Origin of the sequence: Micromonospora sp. NPDC023966 (assembly GCF_040639095.1) — a bacterium.
Taxonomy (GTDB): domain Bacteria; phylum Actinomycetota; class Actinomycetes; order Mycobacteriales; family Micromonosporaceae; genus Micromonospora.
In genome coordinates, this window is sequence record NZ_JBEZZJ010000036.1 from 14144 (window position 1) to 38990 (window position 24847).

17 protein-coding genes and 1 pseudogene are annotated in these 24847 nt (G+C 70.1%); 8 read left to right on the forward strand and 10 right to left on the reverse strand.

Going from position 1 to position 24847, the window contains the following annotated elements; genetic code table 11:
* Positions 1-8: 8 nt before the first annotated feature.
* The 3 genes from AB0F68_RS29530 to AB0F68_RS29540 form a co-directional block, all read right to left on the reverse strand.
* Positions 9-929, reverse strand: a complete 921-nt coding sequence (locus AB0F68_RS29530; RefSeq protein ID WP_357344134.1) for an ABC transporter permease — start codon at positions 927-929, stop codon at positions 9-11.
* The gene (locus tag AB0F68_RS29535) at positions 926-1885 is read right to left on the reverse strand and encodes an ABC transporter permease (protein WP_357344136.1); all 960 of its coding nucleotides are present in this window, start codon (positions 1883-1885) and stop codon (positions 926-928) included. Before AB0F68_RS29535 ends, AB0F68_RS29530 begins: the two co-directional genes overlap by 4 nt.
* Positions 1886-1962: 77 nt before the next feature.
* The gene (locus AB0F68_RS29540; protein WP_357344138.1) at positions 1963-3768 is read right to left on the reverse strand and encodes a peptide ABC transporter substrate-binding protein; all 1806 of its coding nucleotides are present in this window, start codon (positions 3766-3768) and stop codon (positions 1963-1965) included.
* Positions 3769-4055: 287 nt separating this feature from the next.
* On the opposite strand from AB0F68_RS29540, the gene AB0F68_RS29545 reads away from it, so the two are divergent.
* Genes AB0F68_RS29545 through AB0F68_RS29555 form a run of 3 tightly spaced genes read left to right on the forward strand, consistent with a single transcriptional unit; the run spans position 4056 to position 7647 of the window.
* Positions 4056-5201, forward strand: coding sequence for an ROK family transcriptional regulator (locus AB0F68_RS29545; protein ID WP_357344140.1), 1146 nt, complete (start codon positions 4056-4058; stop codon positions 5199-5201).
* A gap of 12 nt (positions 5202-5213) precedes the next feature.
* Entirely contained in the window at positions 5214-6683 is a 1470-nt protein-coding gene (locus AB0F68_RS29550; RefSeq protein ID WP_357344142.1) for a M81 family metallopeptidase, read from the forward strand.
* A gap of 4 nt (positions 6684-6687) precedes the next feature.
* A complete protein-coding gene (locus tag AB0F68_RS29555; protein WP_357344144.1) occupies positions 6688-7647 on the forward strand; it encodes an ROK family protein in 960 nt (319 codons plus the stop codon).
* Between the two features lie 136 nt (positions 7648-7783).
* Here the strand turns inward: AB0F68_RS29555 and AB0F68_RS29560 are convergent, their stop codons facing one another.
* Positions 7784-9094, reverse strand: a complete 1311-nt coding sequence (locus tag AB0F68_RS29560; protein ID WP_357344145.1) for an alpha/beta fold hydrolase — start codon at positions 9092-9094, stop codon at positions 7784-7786.
* A gap of 299 nt (positions 9095-9393) precedes the next feature.
* On the opposite strand from AB0F68_RS29560, the gene AB0F68_RS29565 reads away from it, so the two are divergent.
* The 4 genes and pseudogenes from AB0F68_RS29565 to AB0F68_RS29580 all read left to right on the forward strand — a co-directional run bounded on the left by AB0F68_RS29565 (position 9394) and on the right by AB0F68_RS29580 (position 15028).
* Positions 9394-9813: a PPOX class F420-dependent oxidoreductase gene (locus tag AB0F68_RS29565; RefSeq protein WP_357344147.1), complete on the forward strand. Its 420-nt coding sequence runs from the start codon at positions 9394-9396 to the stop codon at positions 9811-9813.
* Positions 9814-10967: 1154 nt separating this feature from the next.
* Positions 10968-11318 (forward strand): annotated as a pseudogene (locus AB0F68_RS29570) (ADP-ribosylation/crystallin J1); the annotation flags it as partial.
* A gap of 620 nt (positions 11319-11938) precedes the next feature.
* Entirely contained in the window at positions 11939-13471 is a 1533-nt protein-coding gene (locus tag AB0F68_RS29575) for a GH25 family lysozyme (protein WP_357344149.1), read from the forward strand.
* 132 nt (positions 13472-13603) lie between these two features.
* Entirely contained in the window at positions 13604-15028 is a 1425-nt protein-coding gene (locus AB0F68_RS29580; RefSeq protein ID WP_357344151.1) for a M1 family metallopeptidase, read from the forward strand.
* A gap of 83 nt (positions 15029-15111) precedes the next feature.
* On the opposite strand, the gene AB0F68_RS29585 is transcribed toward AB0F68_RS29580, so the two are convergent.
* Positions 15112-16209, reverse strand: coding sequence for a sugar kinase (locus tag AB0F68_RS29585; protein WP_357344153.1), 1098 nt, complete (start codon positions 16207-16209; stop codon positions 15112-15114).
* Between the two features lies 1 nt (position 16210).
* Positions 16211-16912 (reverse strand): bifunctional 4-hydroxy-2-oxoglutarate aldolase/2-dehydro-3-deoxy-phosphogluconate aldolase, encoded by a 702-nt coding sequence (gene eda, locus AB0F68_RS29590; protein ID WP_357344155.1) that lies wholly within the window; start codon positions 16910-16912, stop codon positions 16211-16213.
* A gap of 30 nt (positions 16913-16942) precedes the next feature.
* On the opposite strand from eda, the gene AB0F68_RS29595 reads away from it, so the two are divergent.
* Positions 16943-17719 carry an IclR family transcriptional regulator gene (locus AB0F68_RS29595; RefSeq protein ID WP_357344157.1) on the forward strand — a complete coding sequence of 259 codons (777 nt, stop codon included), beginning with the start codon at positions 16943-16945 and terminating at the stop codon, positions 17717-17719.
* Between the two features lie 40 nt (positions 17720-17759).
* Here AB0F68_RS29595 and AB0F68_RS29600 read toward each other — a convergent pair whose 3' ends face one another.
* From AB0F68_RS29600 to AB0F68_RS29615, 4 genes are all read right to left on the reverse strand, one after another.
* Complete coding sequence (locus AB0F68_RS29600) at positions 17760-19199, reverse strand: glycosyl hydrolase family 28 protein (RefSeq protein ID WP_357344159.1); 1440 nt, start codon at positions 19197-19199, stop codon at positions 17760-17762.
* Between the two features lie 80 nt (positions 19200-19279).
* A complete protein-coding gene (locus AB0F68_RS29605) occupies positions 19280-20950 on the reverse strand; it encodes a glycosyl hydrolase family 79 C-terminal domain-containing protein (RefSeq protein ID WP_357344161.1) in 1671 nt (556 codons plus the stop codon).
* Between the two features lie 34 nt (positions 20951-20984).
* A complete protein-coding gene (locus tag AB0F68_RS29610; RefSeq protein ID WP_357344163.1) occupies positions 20985-23162 on the reverse strand; it encodes a DNRLRE domain-containing protein in 2178 nt (725 codons plus the stop codon).
* Between the two features lie 43 nt (positions 23163-23205).
* Entirely contained in the window at positions 23206-24789 is a 1584-nt protein-coding gene (locus tag AB0F68_RS29615) for a glycosyl hydrolase family 79 C-terminal domain-containing protein (protein ID WP_357344164.1), read from the reverse strand.
* Positions 24790-24847: the final 58 nt, after the last annotated feature.

Genomic DNA, 24847 nt, shown 5'->3' on the forward strand with positions numbered 1-24847 from the left:
GCTCCTGCTCAGCGTCGCCGGAGGCGGACCTCGAAGGCGTCCCTCATCCCGTCGCCGATGAAGTTGAAGGCGAGGACGATGAGGATGATGGCGATGCCGGGCGGGTACAGCAGCCACCAGTGGCCGCTGTAGGTGTCCGCCAGGCCGTCGGAGAGCATCCCGCCCCAGTTCGCCGCCGGCGGGGGGACGCCGAGGCCCAGGAAGGACAGGTACGCGACGTAGAGGATCGCGTCGGCGACCTGGAAGGTCGCGTTGACGATCACGGTCCCGATGGCGTTCGGCACGATGTGCCGGCGCACCGCCCGGCCGCCGGTGCCACCCATCCCCCGCATGGCCTGGACGTACTCGCGGGAGCGCAGGGTCAGTGCCTCACCCCGGACCAGCCGGGCCGGTCCCAGCCAGGCGAAGGCGCCGATGATGACGATGAGCATGGACACGCTCGGTGTGACGATGGCGGCGAGCAGCATGAAGAGGAACAGCGACGGGATCGACATCATCGCGTCGACGACCCGCATCATCGCCGAGTCCACCCAGCCGCCGGCGAACCCGGCGACGGCTCCCCAGACCGTGCCCACGGCGGTGGCGAGGATCCCGGCCGCGAGCCCGACGATGATCGAGGTCTGCCCGCCGAGCATGAGCCGCCCCAACTGGTCGTAGCCGACCCCGTCGGTGCCGAGCGGATGCCCCTGCTCACCGGGGGCCAGGTGTACCGCGGTGAGGTCCGTGTGCACCTGGTCGGTGTGGTAGAAGAGCGGACCGAGGAAGCAGATCCCGGCCAGCAGGACGAACAGGCCCAGGCCCACCAGGGCGAGCCGGTTCTCGCAGAAGACGGCCAGTCCCTGCCGCCAGAGGCCGCGCACCGGCGCATCGGCGTCGGCCGGCTGGTCTGGGACGGCACCCGGGCGGATCGGCTCGGAGAGTGTGGTCATGACGCGCTCCGCTGGAGTCGGACCCGGGGATCGACGGCGGCGTAGAGCAGGTCGGCGACGAGCGCGCCGACCACCGTCGCGATCGAGATGATGACGGTGACCCCGAGCAGGATCGGGAAGTCACGCTTGAGCGCCGCCTGCCAGAACAGCTGCCCCATGCCGGGGAAGTTGAACAGCGACTCGACGACCAACGCCCCGCTGAACAGCGCGGGCAGGTACATCCCGAGCAGCGCGATGACCGGGAACAACCCGTTGCGCAGCGTGTGCCGCAGCACCACCCGCCGCTCCGAGAGGCCCTTGCTGCGGGCGGTGCGGACGTAGTTCTCGTTGAGGTTGTCGACCATGGCGGAGCGGACGTACCGCGAGTAGACCGCGATGGTGACGATGGCGAGTGTGATCGTGGGCAGGACCAGCCCGGCCGGATCGGCGAGCACCTCCGCCACCGTGAACCCCTGCGGCGCCTCGGGCGGCAGGATCGGCCATACCTGCGAGAAGAGAATGATCATCATGAGGCCCATGAAGAAGATGGGCGTGGCGTACGCCAGCAGCGACAGCGAGGTGATGGCGTAGTCGGGCCAGCGGTTACGGCGTACCGCCTGGATCACCCCGAGCGGGATCGCCAGCACGATGGCGAGCACGGTCGACAGCAGCGACAGGACCATCGTCTTCGGCAGCCGCTGGCTGATCGCCTCGACGACCGACTGGTTGAGCTGGTACGAGTAGCCCAGATCGCCCTGTAGCAGACGTTGCACGTACATGCCGTACTGCTGGAGCCAGGGCCGGTCGTAGCCCATGTCGTGGTTGAAGGCCGCCAACTGCTCCAGCGTCGCCTCCTTGCCGAGGGTGGCGCGTGCGGCGCCCCCGGGCAGCAGGTGCAGGATGAGGAACGCGATCACCGTGACGAGCACGACGACGACGAGGGCCTGACCCAAGCGCGTGATGAGGTACCGGACCACCTGGGCCGTGCCTCCTCCCTGGTCGGGGCCCCGGCGGCGCGGTTGGCGCCGCCGGGGCCGGGACGATCAGTGATCGGTCACTTCCAGGACCAGTCCTGGAAGTACATGAAGTTCATCGGGTCCTGCGGCTCGACCCCCTGCAGACCGGACCGGTAGGCCGAGACCTGGAACACCGGGTTCGGCATCCAGAGCACCGGCAGGTCCTTGGCGAGGAAGTCGTTGTACGCCTTGAGCGCGCTCTCGTCGCCGGAGAACTGCGTGGCCTCGATGAGCTTGTCGGCCTCCGGGTTGCTGTAGCTGCCCAGGTTCACCGGGGCGCCGGTGGCGAAGAGCCGCTCACCGCTGGCGAAGGCCGGGTAGTACCAGCTGCCCTGCGAGCCGAAGAAGGACATGTCCCACGAGCAGGTGGCGTCCGCCGGCTTGCAGGCCGGGGTGACCGCGACCGAGTCGGGCACCTCCTTGATGGTCAGCTGGATGCCCAGCTTGGCCATCTGCGACTTGATCTCGGCAAACATCTTGGTCGTGGCCGCGAAGCCGGTCTGGCTGGTCACGGTGAAGTTCAGCGCCGTGCCGGCGGCGACGCCGTCGCCGCACTGGTTCGGCCCGGTGCCCGGCGACTGGCAGGTGGTCTGCCCGTCCGGGGTCACCTTCCAGCCGTGGCTCTCCAGCAGCTCCTTCGCCTTGGCCGGGTCGAAGGAGTACGCGCAGCCGGCGGCGTCGGCGCCGTTGGTGCCCGGCTTGGCCGGCACCGGGCCGCAGGTCGGCGCGGCCGTGCCGGACCAGATCACCTTGCTGATCGTCGGCTGGTCGATGAGCATCTGCAGCGACTGCCGCAGGTACGGCTGCTTGAACAGCACCCCGGTCTTCGGGTTGTTGAAGTTCAGCTGCAGGTAGGTGACGGACCAGCCGTACCACGGGGAGACCGTGTAGTCCTTGGACTTGAGGTAGCCCTCCTGGGAGAGGTTGGCCGCGGGCACGTACCCGTAGTCGATGTCACCGGCGCGCAGGACGTTGAACTCGGCGTCGTCGCCGGTGAACGGCCGAAGCACGATCTTGGCGAGCCTCGGCTTGTCCACCCCGGAGTAGTTCGGCTGGGCGGCGAGGGTGACCTCGCCGTTCGGCACGTACTTCGCCAGCTTCCAGGGGCCGCTGTTGACCTTCCACAGCTCGTTGGAGTCGTAGGTCTTCGGGTCCTTGGCGGCCGCGGTGAGGAAGTCGAAGACCTTCTTCGCGCCCTCCGGCGTGCTGGCCAGGTCGCTCACGGCCGCGGTGGCGGAGTCCTTGTCCCAGGCGTGCTGCGGCATCGGGGTGATCTTGTTGAGCTGGTTGTCGACGAACCACGCGGTGTTGAAGACCTTCGTGGTGGTGATCGAGAAGGTCTTGTCGTCCTTGACCGACCACTGCGCGATGTTGTCCGGGAGGCCGCCGGCCCGGTAGGACGCCCACTTGTCCTTGTTCGCCCTGACCAGGTCGTACCAGAACTGGATGTCCCTGGTGGTGACGGGCTTGCCGTCGGACCAGGCGTTGTCCTTCAGCGTGATGGTCAGCGTCCGGCCGCCGTCACTGACCACCGGCGCCTCGGCCATCGAACGCTGCGGGTCGATGTTGTACTGCGCCGTGCCGTCCAGCTTGTACTGGTAGAGAGACCGGTACAGCGCCTGGCCGAAGATGGCGTTCTCGCCCTGGGTGAAGCCGGGTGCCGAGATCGGCAGGATCCAGTTCGGGGTACGGAAGGCGACGGTCACGGTGTCCTTGCCCTGACTCCCGCCGTCCTTCGATGAACCGCTGCCACCACCGCAGGCGACCAGACCCGCCCCGAGGGCGACCGCGCTGGCTACCGCCACCGCGCCGCGGAGGGCTCGCCGGGGAAATCTGCTCCTCATGAATCTCCTCGATTGATGTGCACTGCCCCGCGTCTCCGGGCGCTACCGGCGGTGCCACGGGTTCGGCCGCCTGCTGCTGCTCCTCGACGTTCGACGCGGAGAATGTATCCGGGCCGAAGTTTGGAGTCAACGAAAGTTACCCTCTTTATTCGGAGACTTCGGCCAGGCTACGATCTAAGTCGGCGAAGCATCGACCGATACTCTTCGCGTGGCTCCGGAGTGCACCCTGCCGGGCACTGCGACACTGAGGCGGCGCCGGAGGACCGCCCGAACAAGGAGAGGCACCCTTGGAACCATCGATCTCCGCCACGCTGCGAGACCAGACCCTGAGCCTGCTGGCCAGCGGCACGGTCACCTCGCGCGCCGACCTCATCGAGGCGTTGCAGGTCGCCCCCTCCACCGTCACGAGCGTGGTACGCCGGCTGCTGGAGGAGGGCGTCATCCTGGAGGAGGGGGTGGGTCGGTCCACCGGCGGACGACGCCCCCGGATCCTGCGCCTGCGGGAGACCAAGGGGATCCTCGCCGTCGCGGAGCTGGGCGGCAGGCACGCCCGGGTGGGGTTGTGCGCGCCCGACGGAGGGCTGCGCACCACCGAGGAGGTGGCCATCGACATCGCCGCCGGGCCGGCCGAGGTGTTCGAGGTCGTCGGGGCGACGTTCGACCGGCTCCAGGCGGCGACCGCACCCGGCCAGGAGTTGCTCGGGGTCGGCGTGGCCCTACCGGGCCCGGTCGAGTTCCCCGGTGGGCGGCTGGTCGGCCCGGCCCGGATGCCCGGCTGGAGCGGCGTCGACGCGGGGGCCCGCCTCGCCGAGCGCTTCCCGGTGCCGGTGGTCGTCGACAACGACGCCAAGGCGGCGGCGATCGGCGAGTACGTCACCCGGAGAGACGAGTTCGGCGACATGATCTACGTCAAGGCCGGTACCGGCATCGGAGCCTGTCTGGTCAGCGGCGGTCAGATCTACCGGGGCGGGCGCGGCCTCAGCGGGGACGTCACCCACGTCCGCGTGGCGGACAGCGGCGAGCGGGAGTGTTCCTGTGGCAGCCGGGGCTGCCTGGAGACCGTCGCCAGCGGCGCCGCCCTGGCCCGCCAACTGGTCGAGCAGGGCTCGTCGGCGACCACGATCCGGGAGATCGTCTCAGCGGTCAGCGACGCCGACCCGACCGTGGTGACCATGGTGCGCCACGCCGGCCGGCAGCTCGGCGTCGCCCTCTCCGGCCTGGTCAACTTCCTCAACCCCGACGCCGTCGTCATCGGCGGCGCGCTGTCCAGCCTCGACGTCTACGTGGCCGCGACCCGGGGGATGCTCTACGAGCGCTGCCTACCGTCCATGACCCAGTCCCTGACCATCGAAGCCAGCGTCGCGGGCCCGGATGCGGCCCTGGTCGGCCTCGGGCACCTGCTGCGCACGACGACCGACGTACGACCCTCCTGAGGAGCAACACCCGTGCCCCGTCCCCTCCGCGTCGCCATCGGCGGCATCCACATCGAGTCCAGTACGTTCTCGGCACACCTGAGCACCGCCGACGACTTCGAGGTCACCCGGGGCGATGCGCTGCTGGCGCGATACGACTGGCTCTCCCCCGCCCAGCCGTGGGCCGCCGACATCGAGTGGATCCCGCTCGTGCACGCCCGGGCCCTGCCCGGCGGGGCGGTGGACCCCGCGACGTACGAGGTCTGGGCCACCGAGATGGTGGAGAAGCTGGGTGCGGCCGGCCCCCTGGACGGCATGCTGCTGGACATCCACGGCGCGATGACCGTCGTCGGACGCGACGACGCGGAGGGCGGCCTCGTCACCGCCATCCGGTCGGTGATCGGGCCGGAGCCGTTCGTCTCCGCGGCGATGGACCTGCACGGCAACGTCTCGCAGGTGCTCTTCGACGCCTGCGACCTGCTCACCTGCTACCGCACCGCCCCGCACGTCGACGTGTGGGAGACCCGTGAGCGCGCCGCCCGGAACCTGGTCGAGGCGCTGCGCCGGCAGCAGCGCCCGCACAAGGCGCTGGTCCACGTGCCGATCCTGCTGCCGGGTGAGATGACCAGCACCCGCGAGGAGCCGGCCCGGGGACTCTACGCGCGCATCCCCGAGGTCGAGGCCCGGGACGGCGTCGTCGACGCCGCGATCTGGATCGGGTTCGCCTGGGCCGACCAGCCGCGCTGCCGGGGCGCGGTCGTCGTCACGGGCACCGACGCCACGGCCACCACCGAGGCGGCCCGCGAGCTCGGCGGGCACTTCTGGGCGGCCCGCGAGAAGTTCGCCTTCGTCGCCCCCACCGGCTCGATGGACGAGTGCCTCGACACCGCCCTGGCCGCGGTCGCCGATCCGGCCCGGCGACCGTTCTTCATCAGCGACTCCGGCGACAACCCGGGCGCCGGCGGCGCCGACGACGTCACCTTCGCCCCGCAACGGATGCTGGCCCGCCCCGAGATCCGCGACGGCTCCCGTCGTGCCGTGTTCGCCTCGCTGGTCGACCCGCAGGCCGTGGCGCAGATCGCCGACCAGCCGCTCGGCTCGCCGGTCCGGGTGACCGTCGGCGGGCGGATCGACTCCCGGGACCCGGGGCCGCTCCCGCTCGACGGGATCCTCGAGGCGGTCGCCGACGATCCCGACGGCGGGCGGTGCGTCAGCGTACGGGTCGGCGGGCTCAGCGTCTTCGTCACCTCCCGCCGGATGCAGTACCGCCTGCTGGACTCCTACGCACGGCTGGGCATCAAGGTCGACGAGATGGATCTCGTCGTGGTGAAGATCGGCTATCTCGAACCCGAACTGTTCGACGCGGCCGGAGACTGGCTGCTCGCCCTGACGCCCGGCGGCGTCGACCAGGACCTCGCGCGGCTGCCGTACCAGAACGTGGTGCGACCGATGTTCCCCCTGGACCGCGACTTCACCGCGGACCTCGCCGTGGTGACCGGGTGATCGCGTGACCCAGCCCGAAGACCATTGCGTCCTCGCCGTCGACGTCGGCGGAACCACCATCAAGGGGGCCGTGGTCGGCGAGGACGGCCGGCGCCGGCACACGCTGACCGTGCCGTCGCACGCGGACGACGACCCGGTCAAGGCGGTCCGGTCCCTGTGCCTCCGACTGCGTGACGACGCGGTCGATCTCGGCGCCACACCCGCCGCGATCGGCGTGGTCACGCCGGGCCTCGTCGACGAGACGAACGGGGTGGTGCGCTACGCCGCCAACCTCCGGTTCCGCAACGTGCCGCTCCGCGCGCTCGTCGGGGACGACCTCGGGCTCCCGGTGGCGGTCGGGCACGACGCGCGGGCGGCCGGCGTCGCCGAGGCGGTGGCCGGGGCGGCCCGTGGGCTGGACAACTTCCTGCTGCTGCCGCTGGGCACCGGCATCGCCGCGGCGGTGGTGGTGCACGGCGAGCCGGTGCCGGGCGCGACCGGCTCGGCCGGCGAGGTCGGCCACATGCCGGTTTACCCCGGCGGGGAGCCGTGCAGTTGCGGGCAGCGGGGATGCCTGGAGGTCTACGCCTCCGCCGGCGGGCTGGCCCGCCGCTATGCCCGACTCGGCGGAACCCCGGGCTCGGACAGCCGGGCCATCGCCGACGCGGTGGCTACCGATCCGGTCGCCGCCGCCGTCTGGAACGACGCGACCCAGGCGCTGGGGATCGCCCTGGCCACCCTCACCCTGACCCTCGACCCCGCCCGCATCGTTCTCGGCGGTGGGCTGGCGGACGCGGGCGCGCTGTTCTTCGACCCGGTACGCGACGCCCTGCGCGCGGCCCTCGCTTGGCGGACTCCGCCCCCGGTGCTGCGCTCCGCCTTCGGTCCGCAGGCTGCACAGATCGGCGCCGCCATCATGGCCCGGCGGTTCGCCGGACTGTCCGTTCCCGACGGCTGGGGCGCACCGGAGCCAGGAGAAGGATGAGACCGCCCCTTGGTGACCACGATCAGGACGACGGGGAACGTATTCAGCAGTGCAAGGCCCCTGCTCGATACCAGTTCAGCAGTGTCGACCTGCGCTGCGCACACTGCGACGAGCCGTCCCCTACCGCAGGGAGGCCTCACAGTTCACCGCGGACGAGCCGGATCAGCCGGCCGAGGACCTTGCCTTCGCTGACTCGGAGGCCGTCGTGCTCGTACTCGTTGGTGACCCAGGTACGCAGGCCGCGCACCGAGCGGGCCGTGGCAATCGATTCGTCGGTGTCGACGTACATGTCGTCGTGATAGACGGCCGCGGCCACGGGGATGTGGCTGCGCGCCAGTTGCCCCGGGTCGTAGAGGTCGGGCCAGTCCTCCTGCCGGGCGAGCAGCTCAGCCACCTCGGCCAGCGGGGCCAGCGCCGGGTCGGTGGAGAACATCCACGGATAGATCATCTCACCGGTCAGCAGCACCGGGGCGCCGTCAGCCAGTGCCCGGTCGACGTCGAACTGCGGGAACTCCGCGCGTACCGACTGGGCCGCCCATCCGGTACCGAGCGGGGACACCGACCGCTGACCGTAGATCGACTCGTGCAGGACAGCGTAGAGCGGGCGACTGGCGAACGACAGGTGGCTCTCGACCTGGGCGAGGAAGGAGTCGCAGAGCTGGCGGCCAGGCGCCCCGGGCAGGAAGCTGTCCTCGAGCAGGTAGTGCAGGGAGTGCGAACCGGCGCCGGTGCCCAGCATGGTGCCCAGCGCCTGGAACGCCTCGGCGGTCAGCAGCCCGCCACCGGGCAGCCGTACCTCCTGCTCCCGCAGGTGCCGCACCACGGCACGGACGGTTTCGACGTCCTCCGGGTAGCGGGCGTAGTGCGCCTCGACCTTGCGCTGCACACGAGGATACGCGGCCCGGTAGACGGCCTCGGGCGTGCTGCGAAGACCGGCGAGGCCCCCGGTCACGAAGGCCTCGCGGATGCCCTCGGGCGCGTACGACAGGTAGGTGAGGGCACAGAAGCCGCCGTAGCTCTGGCCCAGCACGCTCCACCGCCCGGCCTCACCAAGGAGTTCCCGGCGGATCAGCTCGCAGTCCCGGACGATCGAGTCGGCCCGGAAGTGCGCCAGGTACCGGGCCTGCGCTGCCGCGTCACCGCGCAGCGGCAGCGTGTGACGATCGGCTGGCGTGGAACGGCCGGTGCCCCGCTGGTCCAACAGCAGCACCCGGTACTCATCCAACGCCCGGTCCAGCCAGCCGTCACGTCCCACCGGACGCGGTGACCGGCCGCCCGGGCCGCCCTGCAGGAACAGCAGCCAAGGCAGCGACTCCCGCTCCCGGCCGGCGGCCACGACCGCGCGGGCGTACACCTCGATCTGCTCACCGGCAGGGTTCCTGGAGTCGAGCGGTACCCGGAAGCTGTGGTCAGTGATGACGGTGCCCGGATGGCGGTAGGTCGGCACGGTTTTTCCTTCCAGACGATGTTCTGTAGCGCGATCAGGTGCCGGTTCAGGCCGGCAAACGAGGCCAGTCGTGGTGATTGCGTGCCGCGGTGCGGCTCCTCCAGCAGCCCGAGCACCGCCGGCATGTCGAGCGCGGGCCCACCCTGGTGAACGAGAAAACAGGCTGGCCATGGTGCGGAGACCGCGCCGTTGGGCAGCCAAAGCTAGTCGGCGGCGCGGGCGGCGGCCAAACCATAACCGACCCGATCGGCCTGGCGGTTCCGTACATTGCGGGGTGACGCTGTCGCGAGGAGGACAACATGTCGAAGCCGCCGCTGCCCGAACCTGCGATCACCATGCTCCGGAAGCCGAACCCCGCCGTCATCGCCACGCTCCGACCGGATGGTCAGCCGGTCTCCGCGGCCACCTGGTATCTGTGGGACGACGGCCGGATCATGGTGAACATGGACGAGGGTCGCCGCCGGCTGAGCCATCTCCGCAACGACCCTCGGGTCACCCTGACGGTGCTGGATGAGCAAGCCTGGTACACCCACGTCACCATTCTCGGGCGCGTCGTCGAAATCCGTGACGACGAGGACCTGGCGGACATCGACCGGCTCTCCCAGCACTACAACGGCGGGGCGTATCCACGGCGCGACCGCCGGAGGGTCAGCGCTCTGATCGAGATCGACCGCTGGCACGGGTGGGGTGCGCTGAAGGACAACCAGCAGGTCGGCTGACCCGGCGTAGACGCGTAACTCGGCCGAATCCCCGACGGCTGCGGGTGGCGCGATGCCGGCCGGGCCCAGGGCAAACACCACCGTGAGGCCACCGCCGCCACACCGGCGCCCGCAACCAAATCTGGCAACGGCAAATCGGGGACCGCGTTCATGCACGCCGTCATCGACGACCGCTCTCCCGTTGCCTACGCCGAAATCTGCGCGACGAGAGCCGCCACCGCCATCGCCGTGCGGTCGCCTGGTTCGCGGCCAGAGATGGCCGTGCACCGCGCGCTGACAGACAAGCTCCGCCTACAAGTCCTACGCCTGGCGAGACGCCTGCACCGAACTCGGCAACACCCCGAAGAAGCCCCGCCCCTACCGGTCCCGGCCCAACGGCAAGGTCGGATGCTTCCACCGGACCCTGACCGACGGCTAGGCCTTCGGCCGGTTCTACTCATCCGAAGCCGCCCGCCGCAACGCACTACCCGCCTGACTGCATCAACACAATCATCACCGGCTGCACACCGCGATCAGCGGCAAACCGCCCTTCACCAGGTTGACCAACGTCCTGCGCCAGTACAACTCGAGCGACCATCCCGGGCACACGGCTCCACCGCTCCGGCCACTCGCGGTGCGGCCGGAGCGGTGACCACATCAGCGGCAGCCCTTCGCACTACCTGCCACTTGGGATGCTGTCTGTGGGCTACCGACCACTCTCAACCATGAGCAGGTGGCACACGGGGACTCAGTGCCTGCCCGCATCAAATCCGGCTAGCGGGAAGGCACGTCAGAGCTGACAATCGCGGCGTGATTGACTACCAGTGCCCAGGCTGCGGCCGACGATGTGCGGTCGGTCTGCCAGAACACGTCAACGTGCCCTGCTCCCTCTGCGCTGCCAGGGCGACCTGGGAGTCCCTTCCCACCACCACACAGCGGGCGATCGTTCGGCGCTGGCCTGTGGAGCTTTGGCTGCGATTCTTGCCATGCGACAAGCCGACCCTCCGATCCTGCTGCCTCGCGCTGCCGATGTGCTCGCGTACCTCATGGACGTGAGGCGCGGAGACACGAGAGTCGTCCAGTAGACGACCGACCTCCCTGGCCCGGCAACGGCAGCGCTCGGCACCGATAGCCACCAGAAGATTGGACGCGTGGCCCACCAGGAGCGCAGGACAATGGCGATTGGCGAGGAGAAGACGATCGACAACTCCGACACGATCACCCTGTGGCGGCCCACCGGGCGAGCCGAACTCGATCTCGTGGCGGCGTCGGGGTGGCGGGCTTGGCCACCACGCCTGCCGGACCAGCCGATCTTCTACCCCGTGCTCAACCGCTGGTACGCCACGAAGATCGCCCGCGAGTGGAACGTCCCCGCCGAGGGTGTCGGCTACGTAACCCGGTTCGACGTGCAGCGGTCATACCTGGACCGCTACGACGTTCACCAGGCCGGTGGCCGCGATGTGCTGGAGTACTGGATCCCCGCTGAGGATCTCGCCGATCTCAACGCCCACCTCGTCGGCGCGATCATCGAGGAAGCCGAGTACCGCGGCCCAGTGAACGACCAGGAGTTCACCGACGCCGACAAGGCCCTGTGCCGAGCTCTGCCTGCCGCGTGGCGAACCTATCTCCAAGGTGAGTCGTGGTTCCGGCGAGGCTGGATGCCCAGCGGAGCCTACGTCTGCCTCAACTCGCCACGCGAAATGATCGATCTGCATGACGCATGGGACGAAGCCACCGAGGCGCACCCGGGTGTCGCGATCATCGGCGGTGACGGCTCCCGCGAACAACTCGTGCTCGACCTGCGCAGCGACCCTGCACCGGTGCTGCTGGTCGACATCACCAGCAGCGGATGGGAAAGCGCGATCCGGCAAGCCGACGATGTCAGCCAGCTCATCGACCGCATCGAGGCGGGCACCTTCGCGTTCGACTTCGAGGACTAGCACGCGTCGACGAACACGATCGAATGCGCAGCTCGCGGCAGATCGTCAGCCCGCAGCCGAAACATGCCAGCCCGGCCAGACGAGCGACAGCTATGGACATGTGACCCATACCTGCGCGTCCCGTAACGCGCTTACGCTCTGTACGGACGCGGCGTAGCGCCTTGGCTGGTGTCTGGAGGCGAGCCATGGTACGCAGAGGTCTGGCTGTGCTGCTGGGTGCAGCGTTGGGGTTCGTGGGGCTGGTCGGCGGCGCCTCGCCGGCCGAGGCACTGCCGACCCCGAGCGGATACTCGATCACCGGCGTTGACGTGTCCTACTTCCAGGGGCCGTCGCTCGACTGGGCCGCGGCAGCCCGGGGCGGCGCGAAGTTCGCCTATATCCGGGTCAGCGAGCAGGACGGCCGAGCGGTGCCGCACAACAATCCTGATCCCTTCTACGCCACCAACTATGCCGGCGCCCGGGCCAACGGCCTGTACACCGGGGCGTACCACCGAGCCCGCCCCGACCTCAGCAGCGGCAAGCAGCAGGCGGACGTCCTGCTCGGCTTCGCCCCCTACGTCGCCGATGGACGCAGCCTTCCGCCGATGCTGGACATCGAGTGGCCCCGAACCGATTGGAGCCTGAACGACTGCTACAACATGACACCCGCCCAACTGGTGGCCTGGGTCCGGGACTTCGTCACCGAGATCGCGGTACGCACCGGTCGGCAGGCCATGATCTACACCAACACGAACTGGTGGAATCCCTGCACGGGCAGCAGCCAGAGCTTCGCGGCGAACCCGCTGTTCATCGCCAACTATTCGCAGAACCCGCCGCCGTTGCCGGCCGGCTGGTCGTCTTTCACCGTCTGGCAGCACGCCGCGGGCGCTCCCATCGCCGGCTCCGACTTCTCCACGCCCGATCTGGACGTCTTCAAGGGCGACTACGCGGCCCTGGCCCGACTGCTCGGCGGCCCCGCGACCAGCCTGCTGGCGACCATCAACAACCATTACGTGACCGCGGAGAACGCCGGTGCCTCGGCCTTGATCGCCAACCGCACCGTCATCGGTCCCTGGGAGCAGTTCGACCAGATCGATGCGGGCGGTGGGTTCGTGGCGTTCCGCGCCCGGGTCAACGGCCGGTACGTCACGGCGGAGAACGCCGGCGCCTCGCCGCTGATCGCCAACCGCACCGCGGTGGGGTCCTGGGAGAAGTTCCGCATCATCACCAACACCGACGGCACGGTCAGCCTCCTGGCCAACGCGAACAACCGGTACGTGACCGCGGAACAGGCCGGTACCCGGCCGCTGATCGCCAACCGCACCGCCGTCGGCCCCTGGGAGAAGTTCCGTGTCGTCACACCGCCGGTCTCTGTCAACCTGCTCGCCAACGTGAACCTCCGGTACGTCACGGCGGACAACGGCGGCGCCTCAGCTCTGATCGCCAACGGGACCATGGCCGGTACATCGCAGCAGTTCGACCAGATCGATGAGGGGGGCGGGTTCGTGGCGTTCCGCGCCCGCGTCAACGGCCGGTACGTCACGGCGGAGAACGCCGGCGCCTCACCGCTGATCGCCAACCGCACCGCGGTGGGGTCCTGGGAGAAGTTCCGCATCATCACCAACACCGACGGCACGGTCAGCCTCCTGGCCAACGCGAACAACCGGTACGTGACCGCGGAACAGGCCGGTACCCGGCCGCTGATCGCCAACCGCGCCGCCATCGGCCTCTGGGAGAAGTTCGTCCGGCTGACCAGTTGACCGCCGATACTCGCGCCCCGCTGCGGCGGGTTGGCCTGGAGACCTTGACGATGCCCCGTGCAGTGCGGGTGGATTGGGCGTACACGTCTGGCGGCCAGGGGGCGCCCGGGCGGTCCAAAGGAGAGGATTCACATGACAATCCCACGCTTGCGCGGTCCCGCGCTGGCCACGCTTGCTTTGGTGACGATCGGGTCGATGGTGGCACCGGACACGGCCGGCGCGGCACCTGGCAACCCCGGAGTCCCTCGCTACTCGGCTGGTGCAGCGACCGTTGGCGACCCGTACTTCCCGGACGAGGGCAACGGCGGATACGACGTCCAGCACTACGACTTCAACTTCTCCTACGACCCGGCCACCCGGTTCATGGCCGCCACCGCCACCATCACCGCGATCGCCACGCAGGATCTCGACCGGTTCAACCTGGATTTCCGCGGTCCGGAGATCTCGTCGCTGACGGTCAACGGGCACGCTGACGACTTCACCCGAGACGGCCAGGAACTGGTCGTCACGCCCCGCCCGAAGCTCAAGACCGGGCAGACCTTCACCGTGGTGGTGAGGTACGCCGGCGTACCGGGTCCGATCACCGACCCGGACGGGTCCATTGAAGGCTGGGTGCCCACCGACGACGGCGCCTTCGTCGTCGGGGAGCCGCAGGGCACGCCGGCCTGGCTGCCCACCAACGACCACCCGACCGACAAGGCCACCTTCCGGTTCACCGCGAAGGTGCCGGAGGGGCTCACCGCCGTCGGCAACGGCCAGCTCCTGGCCAAGGAGACCCGGGACGGCTGGACCACCTTCACCTGGGACTCGACCGAGCCGATGGCCACCTACCTGGCGACGATCACCATCGGCAACTTCGTGGTCACCGAGTCGACCACGGCGAGCGGGATCCCCGTGTACGTCGCGATCGACCCGCGGCAGGTCGCCGGCTCCGCCGCCGCGGTCGCGCAGATCCCAAAGATGATCGACTTCTTCTCCTCGAAGTTCGGCCCGTACCCGTTCGCCTCGACCGGCGCGATCATCGACCGGGCCCCCGACGTGGGCTACGCCCTCGAGACCCAGACCAAGCCGATCTTCTCCAGCGCGGCGAGCGTCGGCACGATGGCGCACGAGCTGGCCCACCAGTGGTACGGCGACTCCGTCTCCCCGCAACGGTGGTCGGACATCTGGCTCAACGAGGGCTTCGCCACCTACGCCCAGTGGATGTACACCGAGTACAACGGCGGCGCGTCGGTCAGCCAGACCTTCAACGGCAGCAGCAACTACGGTCGGGCCGCGTCGTCGTCGTTCTGGCAGATCGTCCTCGCCGATCCCGGTCCCGAGGACATGTTCAGCAACATCCCGTACAACCGGGGGGCGATGACCCTGCACGCGTTGCGGGGCAAGGTCGGCGACGCTACCTTCTTCCGCATCCTGCGCGAGTGGGCGGCCAGCCACCGGTACAGCCACGCCGCAACGGCCGACTTCATCGCCCTTGCCGAGCGGGAATCCGGGCAGAATCTCGATGCCTTCTTCGACGTGTGGCTATTCCAGAAGGGCAAGCCCACGACCTGGTGACGTAGGTAGGGTCCCGCGACCGAAACGGTCGCGGGACCTCATCCATGCCGTGAAGAGCGGACTGAACCGCCCGAGGCTTTCGGCTACCGCTGGACGCGGGCACCGCCACCACGGACGAGCGCCTCGACCTCCTTCAAGTTGGCCATCGAGGTGTCGCCGGGGGTGGTCATGGCCAATGCGCCGTGTGCCGCGCCGTACTCTACCGCCGCGCCGAGATCACCGGTGGTCAGCAGCCCGTAGATCAGCCCGGAGGCGAAGCTGTCGCCGCCGCCCACCCGGTCGAGGATCTCCAAGCGGGCCCGGTGGGTGGCCTGGACGAAACCGCTCTCCGCCGACCAGGCGACCGCGCCCCAGTCGTTGACCGTCGCACTGTGGACCGTACGCAGGGTGGTGGCCACCACGGCGAAGTTGTCGTACTCCTTGGTGACCGCCTGGATCATCCGCTCGAAGTTGGCCACCTCGAGGTGGGACAGCGAGGCGTCGGTGTCGGGCACCTCGAAACCCAGCGACGCGGTGAAGTCCTCCTCGTTGCCGATCATCACGTCGACGTAGCGGGCGAGTCGCCGGTTGACCTCCCGTGCCCGCGCCTGGCCGCCGATGGCCTGCCAGAGGCTGGGCCGGTAGTTCAGGTCGTACGAGATGACGGTGCCGTGCCGGCGGGCGGCCTGCATCGCCGCCTCAATGGTGTCGGGGGTCGTGGCGGACAGGGCGGCGTAGATGCCGCCGGTGTGCAGCCAGCGCACCCCCAGGGTGCCGAAGAGGCGGTCCCAGTCGACGTCCTCGGGACGCAGTTGGCTCGCGGCGGTGTGGCCCCGATCGGACGTGCCGACAGCGCCGCGTATGCCGAAGCCCCGCTCCGTGAAGTTGAGGCCGTTGCGCACCGTGCGGCCGGTCCCGTCGTACGGCATCCAGGTGATGAACGACGTGTCCACACCGCCCTGCAGGACCAGGTCCTCGAGCAGGCGCCCCACCTCGTTGTCGGCGAAGGCGGTGACCACGGCGGTGCGTAGCCCGAAGCAGCGGCGCAGGCCCCGAGCGACGTTGTACTCGCCGCCGCCCTCCCAGACCTGGAAGCTGCGGGTGGTGCGCACCCGCCCCTCACCCGGGTCGAGGCGCAGCATGATCTCGCCGAGGGAGACGAGGTCGTACCGACAGTCGTCGGCGGGACGGATCCGCAGCATCTCACGCCTCCGACGCGGGACGGGCGGCCGCCACCGCGGCCGACGTACGGCGGGTGACCTCGTCCCAGCGGCCCGCGGCGATCAGGTCCGGGGCGACCATCCAGGTGCCGCCGACCGCAAGCACCGCCGGGTGCGCCAGGTACGCGGTGAGGTTGTCGGTGTTCACCCCGCCGGTCGGGATGAACCGCACCGAGCGGAACGGCGCGGCCAGCGCCTTGATCATCCCGAGGCCGCCGAGCTGCTCGGCGGGGAAGAACTTGACCGTGTCGAGCCCCGCGTCCAGCGCCATCATGATCTCGGTGGGGCTGGTGACGCCGGGAAAGACCGGCACCCCGAGCTGCTGGCAGTGCCGGACAACGGCCGGCCCGAAGCCGGGGCTGACGACGAACCGCGCGCCGGCCTCGACCGCCCGGTCGACCTGGGCCGGGTTCACTACCGTGCCGGCGCCGACGAGCAGGTCGGGCCGCTCCGACATGGCCCCGATCGCCTCGGCGGCGGCGGCCGTGCGGAAGGTGACCTCGACGCTGCGCAGTCCCCCCTCGGCGAGTGCCGCGGCCAGCGGGGCGGCGTCGCGGGCGTCGTCGAGCACGACCACGGGCAGGATCCGACCGGCTCCCACTGCCGCGACCACGCCGCCGGCCGTCAGATCAGATGGTTCAGAAGGATGAACGCTAGTCACATACTTGACCCTATCGGCGTCCATCACCCTGTCAACCCCGCTACAGTGGCCGCCATGACCTCGCCCGACGGTTTCCTCCCGGTGAAGTCCGCCGGCCGGACGCTGGAGGTGCTCGAAGCACTCGCCGCCTCGCCGCACCGGCGTTCCCTTGTCGACCTGGCCCGCGCCCTCGACATTCCGAAGAGCAGCCTGCACGGCATCCTGCGCACCCTCGCCCAGCGCGGCTGGGTGGAGAGCGACCTGACCGGCACCCGGTTCGGGCTGGGCATCCGCGCACTGCAGGTCGGCGCCGCCTACCTCACCGCGGACGACGCCATGGGGCTGCTCGGCGCGGTGCTCGACGACCTGTCCCGGCAGTTCGGCGAGACGGTTCACCTCGGGCGGCTCGACGGGCCGCATGTCGTCTACCTCGCCAAGCGTGAGTCCGTGCACCCCCTGCGGCTCTACAGCGCCATCGGCCGGCACCTGCCCGCCCACGCCACCGCCCTCGGCAAGGTGCTGCTCGCCGAGCGCGCCGACGAGGAGGTCGACGCGTTGCTGGCCTGGCCACTGCCGGCCCTGACCCGTCACACGGTCACCACACCGGAGGCGCTGCACGCCGAACTTGCCACCATCCGTGAGCGCGGCTACGCGGTGGACCGCGAGGAGAGCACCGAGGGCATCGTCTGCGTCGCGATGGCCGTGCCCCTGCGGTCACCGGCAGCCGATGCGATCAGCCTCTCCGTGCCGGTGGCCCGGATCGGGATCGACACCGAGGCGCGGATCGTCGCGGCGCTGCGCCGGTCGGTCGACCAGGTCCGGGCGGCGCGCGGACTGGTGAGCAGCGCCTGAGCCGCCGCTCGGCACCGGCCGCGCCGAGCGGCGGCCGCCGTCATGCCGTGGTCGGTTCGAGCGGTGCGCCGTTCTCCAGCACGTTGCGCAACACGAGGTCGTCCACGTTCTCGACCACGTCGGGCCGGCTGGTCGTCCCGAAGTCGACGTCGGTGAGGGTCACCCCGTGGATGTGCGCGTCCGCGTAGCCGCGGAGGTTGAGGGCCCGACCGGCCGAGCGCACGGTGAGATCTTGGACGCCGATGTTACCCACGACGGGGTTGAACCCGTACCCGGGCCCCTCCTCGTAGTAGAAGTTGATGTCGATCACTGCGCTGGCGACCTCGCCGATGCGGATGTCGCGGGCGTGGAAGCCGGTGATGAACCCGCCGCGGACCGAGTTGGTCTTGAACCGCAGCGCGATGTCCAGGTTGGGGCTGGACATCGCGCAGTCGCGTACGAAGACGTTGCGCACGCCGCCGGACATCTCGCTGCCGATGGTCACGCCACCGTGGCCGTCGCGCATCAGGCAACCCTCGATCAGGATGTCCTCGCTGGGTACGGCGACCCGGCGCCCGTCGGCGTTGCGCCCGGACTTGATGGCGATGCAGTCGTCGCCGGTGTCGAAGGTGCAGTCCCGGATGACGACCAGCCGGCTGGACTCCGGGTCGCAACCGTCGTTGTTCGGGCCATGCGAGTCGACCGTGACGCCCTGGACGAGGACGTTCGTCGACAGCGTCGGGTGGATCTCCCACATCGGGGAGCGGACGATCGTGACGCCCTCGATGAGCACGTTGCGGCACCGGTACGGCTCGATGAACGACGACCGCAGGTAGTCCCCCTCGCCGAAGACCCGCTGCTCGACCGGCACCCCCTGCTCGGCCATCGCGAACAGCCGTGCGCGGGCGTCGTCCTGCTTGGGGTCGCCGGGCTTCCAGCCGTACTCCGTTTTGCCCTTCCACGGCCACCAGTGCGCGTTGTCCGCCTGGCCGTCCAGCACCCCGGCGCCGGTGACGGCGATGTTCTCCTGCCCGTACGCGTAGATCAGCGGCGAGTAGTTGTAGAGCTCGACCCCTTCGAACCGGGTCAGCACGGCGGGCAGGTAGTCGGCCGGGTTCTGGCTGAACAGCACCACGGCGTCGGCGGTGACGTGCAGGTCGACGTTGCTGAGCAGGTGGATTGGGCCGGTCAGGAAACGTCCGGCCGGCACCAGCACGTGCCCGCCACCGGCGGCGTGGCACGCTTCGACGGCCCGCCGGATGGCGGCCGTGCAGTCCGTGGCGCCGTCACCCGCCGCGCCGAAGCGGGTGATGTCGAACCAGCGGTCCGGGAAGCGGGGCCGCCGTACCTTGGCGCTGATGTACTGGGCGCGGGCCCAGGGGTTCCCGTTGGGGGTCGGATCGGCGTACGCCCGGCCGCCGACCAGGGGCGTCAGGGCTCCGGCGGCGCCCGTGACCGCCGCCCACCGAAGGACGTTCCGCCTGCTGTGTTCCGTGGTCATCGCACGCTCCCAGGGCTCCGTCGGGCACAGGATCCAGTACGGGGGCCGGTCCCGCCCGAGCGGGACCGGTCCCTGCCCGGTTACGAGAAGGTGAGGATCTGCGCGGTTCCCGGCGCGACGGTCACCGTCGCCGACCGCTGGTCGACCGGAACGGCGGCGGCCTGCGGGGTGCCGCTGGCTACGCCGGCGGGCGACACGGTCTGGCCGCCCAGCGAGATCTGACCGGCGTCCAGCGATGCGAACCCCTCCGGTGCGGTGCTCCGCAGCGTCACCTGGCTCCCGGTGTGGTACGCGGAAGGCAGGTTCACCGTCACCGCATCGTTGGTGCTCCCCACCCGGGCCGGGTCCTGGACGTTGATGAGCACCACGGTCAGCGTGTCGGCGTTCCCCTTGACGGCGTAGGCGCGGAGCTTGTCCAGGTGCTCGTCGGCGAGGTCGAGATCGACGAACCGGCCCTGCGGCACCTGGCGGAACGCCCAGATGCCGTAGTAGAGCGGGTTCGCGGACAGCTGGTCCGCGTCGAGTGCCGCCTGGTCGGTCGCGCAGAACGCGCCGTAGTAGCGGTAGGAGATCGGGTAGTCGGCGGAGTCACGGGGCTTGAAGTCGCCGCAGACGCCGGTGGTGTTGGTGTGGAACTGCAGCCTGTCGACGCCGCTCTGGGCGGTCTGCAGGAGGTAGTCCAGCGACCAGAGCGCGGTGGCGTACGAGTTGCTGACCCCCGGCATCCCGCTGCACGAGGCGGTGTTCGACTCGTTGATGGTCATCGGGATCGTGCCGTGCAGCTGATCGTCGACGGCCGTGATGCCGGCCAGCTTGTTGCGGGTGTTCGTGTACGTGAGCGGGGACATCAGCTGGTCGACGGTCACCGTGGAGGAGCCGCAGTGGCTCCACGGGTACCAGTGCGAGGACAGCTCGGCCAGCACCTGCTGCGGCTGGGTGGATCCGTCGGCCAGCGCGGCGGACACGAACCCCTCCAGGTGGGTGTTGGTCTTCGCGGTGTTGGCCGAGGGCCCGACGATCTTCAGGCCGGCGTGCGGCAGCGCCTGGTCGATGGCGGCCCGGTACTGCTTCGCCGTCTCCCACATCTCCGCGTCGGTCAGGGTGGTGACGTTGTCGTACTCGTTGCCGAGCTCCACGCCCAGCAGGTCGTCGCCGAGCGTCCGGTACGCGGCCGTCACCTCGGCCACCACCTGGTCCAGGCTGACGGCGGGTGACGGATCCCGGGTGGGGTTCTTGATCTTGGAAGGGTCGATGATCTTCTTGAGCGGCGCGCCGAGGGTCACCTTCCAACCCGTGGCGTCCAGCAGCTCCTTGAGGTGGTCCAGATCGCTCTGGTCGACCGTGCCGCCGATCGCCTCGGGCGGGGCCGGCGCGTCGGTCCATGTGCCGAACGCGGGCCACACCAGGTCCATGGAGTAGCCGCCGAGCCGGATGACGCCCTGGGGGCCGAGCGTCCGCAGCCGCTCGGCCATCCGCTCCCGGGTCAGGTAGCCGTGGGCGAAGTCCGCGGACTCCACCGAGAACCCCTGGAAGCCGTCCCCCAGAACCGCGTTGGTTCCGTCCACCGTGGCCGTGAGGGTGAGGCTGGTTGTCGTGGCGGCGTCGTCGGCGATCGCGGGCAGGCCGGCGGCCGCCACGAGCCCGGTCGCCAGCGCGCCGGCGACCAGCGACCGGCGCAGGAAGCGAGGTCGTACGGAAGCGGGTGCCGCCGCGCGGGCGGTCCCCGTTCCACCTTCGTGGTGCGGATTCATCGGTTCTCCTTGCGGTGGTGGACGGTTTGCTGCGTCAGTGGTGCAGATGCAGCCGAGGGCGGACGTCCGGCCGGGGCGCGGCACGTCCGGAGAGCACGAGTCGGCGGCCGTCGTCGGCGGTGTCCTCGGCCCGCTTCCGCTCGCGGATCAGCAGGAACCCGAGGGAACGACCACGGGCGTGGCGCAGCGCGTCGGTGACGTCGAGCCGGGCGGGACCGGGGGCACCGGTGACCGTGAGCTGGCCGGCCGGGTGGAGCCGGTCACCCACCGAGGTGGGCCGGACCGCGCCGGGATCCAGGTACGGCGCCGACTCCCAGGTCAGTTCGCGTCCGGCCCAGGACGTGTCGGTCATCGCGTACACCATCACGGTCAGCGGTGCCGCGTCTGTGCTGCTGCCGAACACCTCGAGCACGGCTCGGCGGGCCGCCGGGCCGCCGCCGAGGTCGAAGGCGAGGTAGCTCACGGCGGAGGACCCGCCCGGGTCGAGGGCGACGGCGAGGCTCTCCGGCACGCCGACGGCGGGCGGTTTGCCCTGCACGACCGAGGCGTCGGCGTACGCCTCGGTGGAGCGGGACTCGTCGGCATCCGCCACGGTGACCAGCCAGACGGCGTCGGCGGGTTGGGTCAGGGTGATCCGGCCGTCGGCGGGCAGCGCGGCGATCGTGGTGATACCCCCGCTGTGCGTGGGGCTCACCTCCTCGACGACGACCTGTCCGCCGCCGAGCCCCAAGCCGCTGAGGTCCAGCGAGAGCGGCCCCGCGGGGCTGCCGCCGGGGTGGGGTAGCCAGAGATGGTGGCAGCGGGTCCGCGGGTCGTAGCTGACCGGAATCGTCCCGCCGTCCCCGGTGGTGGCGCTCAGCAGCCGCCGGTGCTCGCCCGCGAAGCCCTTGGCGAAGAGGCGGTTGACCTCGGCGGTCTTGGTGGCGCCGTGGATGTCGTGGACGCCGTCGTGCTCGACGTGGTAGCAGCCCGTGCCGTACGGAATGCCGTTGGCGCGCATCGTGTCCTGGAACTTGAACACGATCATGCCCTCGGCCTGGGCGGTCACCGCCGCACCCCAGATCCGGGCCAGATCGCCGTAGATCAGCGGGGTGTCGAGGTCGTCGCCGCTGGTCTCGAACGTGCTGGTGTTGCGGCGGTTGAACTCGGAGTAGACGATCGGCAGCGCGACGCCGGTCGGGGTGTACTCGCGCATCCGCTGCCGCATCATCGCGAACTCGTACGCGTAGGTCTCGGCCGCCTTGTTGTACTGGTGGGTGTCGAACACGGAGAAGATGTCGTAGTCCACCCGGTTGCCGCGGTAGTCGGTGCGCAGGTTGCGCAGCGCTATTTCACCCCACCCGTGCTCGTCGTCGCGGGCGTCGGCGTCCGGGTCGGCGTCCATGTGGTCGTTCCCCCGCGAGCTGGACACGTGGGTGACGACGGGTGCGTGCACGAGCGCGCGCAGGCTCTTGCCGTACCGCTGGTTCACGTCGGCGATGGCGCAGTGCACGGCGTCCGAGGCGATCTGCAGGCCGCGGACGTACACCTGCTGGTCGACGATGTCCCGGGCGGCGCTGGGGTGGTCGGGCTCGTTGATGAAGTTGAAGCGCTCGACGTCGTAGTTGCCGGCCAGGTGGTAGGTGAACGCGTAGTGCTTCTGCCACTGCTGCCACAGCCCAGACCACGGGCTGTTCCAGCGCAGCTGGGCGGCCTCGAGGATCGGGGTGATGGCCAGCCGCTTCAACTCGCCGAGCTGATAGTTCAGTCGGTAGAAGTTGGTGTTCGAGTAGACGTGGTGCTCGAACACCTCCCGCAGCAGCGCCCAGTCGAGGAAGCGGTTCTCCTCCGGACTGCGGCGCAGTTCCTCCTTAGCCGCGTCGAAGGCGTCGATGTCGGAAATCCCCGCACCTGGGTCGAAGGCCTCGTCGGGGCACCAGTCCTCGAAGGAGGCGAAGAAGCGGACCGCGTTGACGCGCGAGTACGCCAGCCAGGCGCTGGTGTTGCTGCCGGGTAGGAAATGGCCGGTGTTGTAGCCGACGAGCGGCATGCCGCGGCCCGCCGCGGTTCCCGCGACCATGACGCTGAGGCCACTGTCGGCCGGGGCCGCCGCCGCGGGACCCGGGATGCGGGCGCCTGTCACCGCGGCGGCGGTGAGTCCGAGGCCGCCGAGCAGGGTACGTCGACTGACGCCGCGCGGCGGCTGGCGCGGATCCGGCGCTGGACTCTGCATGTGCGGCTCCCGTGGGCGATGGTTGGTCCGGGCCTCCGGCCGGTCAGTGCGAGAAGGTGACGAGTTGCGCGGTGCCGGGCGCGACGCTGACGGTTGCCGAGCGGTGGTCGACCGGCACCACGGCTGATTCCGGCGTGGCGGTGGCGGTGCCGGCGGGCGAGACTTGCTGGCCGCCGAGGGTGATGCGGCTCGCGTCGAGGGAGGCGAGCCCGTCAGGAGCGCTGCTCCGGAGGGTCACCGCTCGCCCGTCGCGGTAGGCCGCCGGCAGGTTCACCGCGACGGTGTCGGCGGTGCTGCCGACGACGGCGGGGTCCTGGACGTTGATGAGGACGACGGTGAGGGCGCCGTCGAGGCCCAGGACGGCGTACGCCCGGATCCGGTCGAGGGCGCTGTCGGCCAGGTCGAGGTCGACGAACTGGCCGGTGGGAACCTGGCGGAACGCCCAGATGCCGTAGTAGAGCGGATTCGCCGAGAGCTCATCCGCGTCGAGCGCCGCCTGGCCGGCCGCGCAGAACGCGCCGTAGTAGCGGTAGGAGATCGGGTAGTCGGCGGACTCACGTGCCTTGAAGTCGCCGCAGATGGCGGCGGTGTTGGTGTGGAATTGCAGCCGGTCGACGCCGCTCTGGGCGGTCTGCAGGAGGTAGTCCAGCGACCAGAGCGCGGTGGCGTACGAGTTGCTGACCCCCGGCATCCCGCTGCACGAGGCGCTGTTCGACTCGTTGATCGTGGTTCGCACGGTGTCGTGCAACCGGGCGCTGACAGCCCGCATCCCGGCCAGCTTGGCACGGGTGTTGAAGTGCGTCTCCGCCGACATCAGCTGCGGGATCGTCATGGTCCGGCCGCTGCAGTGGCTCCACGGATACCAGTGCGAGGAGAGCTCGGCGAGCACGTGCTGCGGATTGACGGATCCATCGGCCAGCGCCGCCGTGACGAACTCGTCCTCCCGGGTGCTGCTCTTCGCGCCGCTCGGCGAGGGCCCGGCGATCCGCAACCGCGCCTGCGGCACGGCTGCGCCGATCGCATCCTGGTACCGCCTCGCCGTCGCCCACATCTCCGCCCCGGTCAGGGTGGTGACGTTGTCGTACTCGTTGCCGAGTTCCACGGCCAGCAGGTCGTCGCCGAGGGTGTCGTAGGCGGCCTTGACCTCGGCCACCACCTGCTCGAGGCTGACGTCGGGCGACGGGTCCCGAGTGGGGTTTTTGATTTTGGACGGGTCGATGATCTTCTTGAGCGGTGCGCCGAGGGTGACCTTCCAGCCGGAGGCGTCCACCAGTTGCTTGAGGTGCTCCAGATCAGACTGGTCGACGGTGCCGCCGATCGCCTCCGGCGGGGCCGGTGCGTCGGCCCACCGCCCGAAGGCAGGCCAGACCAGGTCCATCGAGTAGCCGCCCAGCCGGAGGACCCCCGGGCCCAGCGTGCGCAGCCGTTCGGCCATCCGCTCCCGGGTCAGGAACCCGTGCGCGAAGTCCGCCGACTCCACCGAGAACCCCTGGAAGTCCTCGGCCAGCCGGGCGTTGCCCCCGTTCACCGTCGCCGTGAGGGTGAGGTCGGTGGTCACCGGCGCGACGTCCCCGGCGACTGCTACGGCACCGGGGTACGCCGCCAGCCCGGCGACCAGCGCTCCCACGATCAGGCACCGCCGCAGCCGTCGTCCCGGCGTTCGACCTGGAAGGTGACGCATCTCG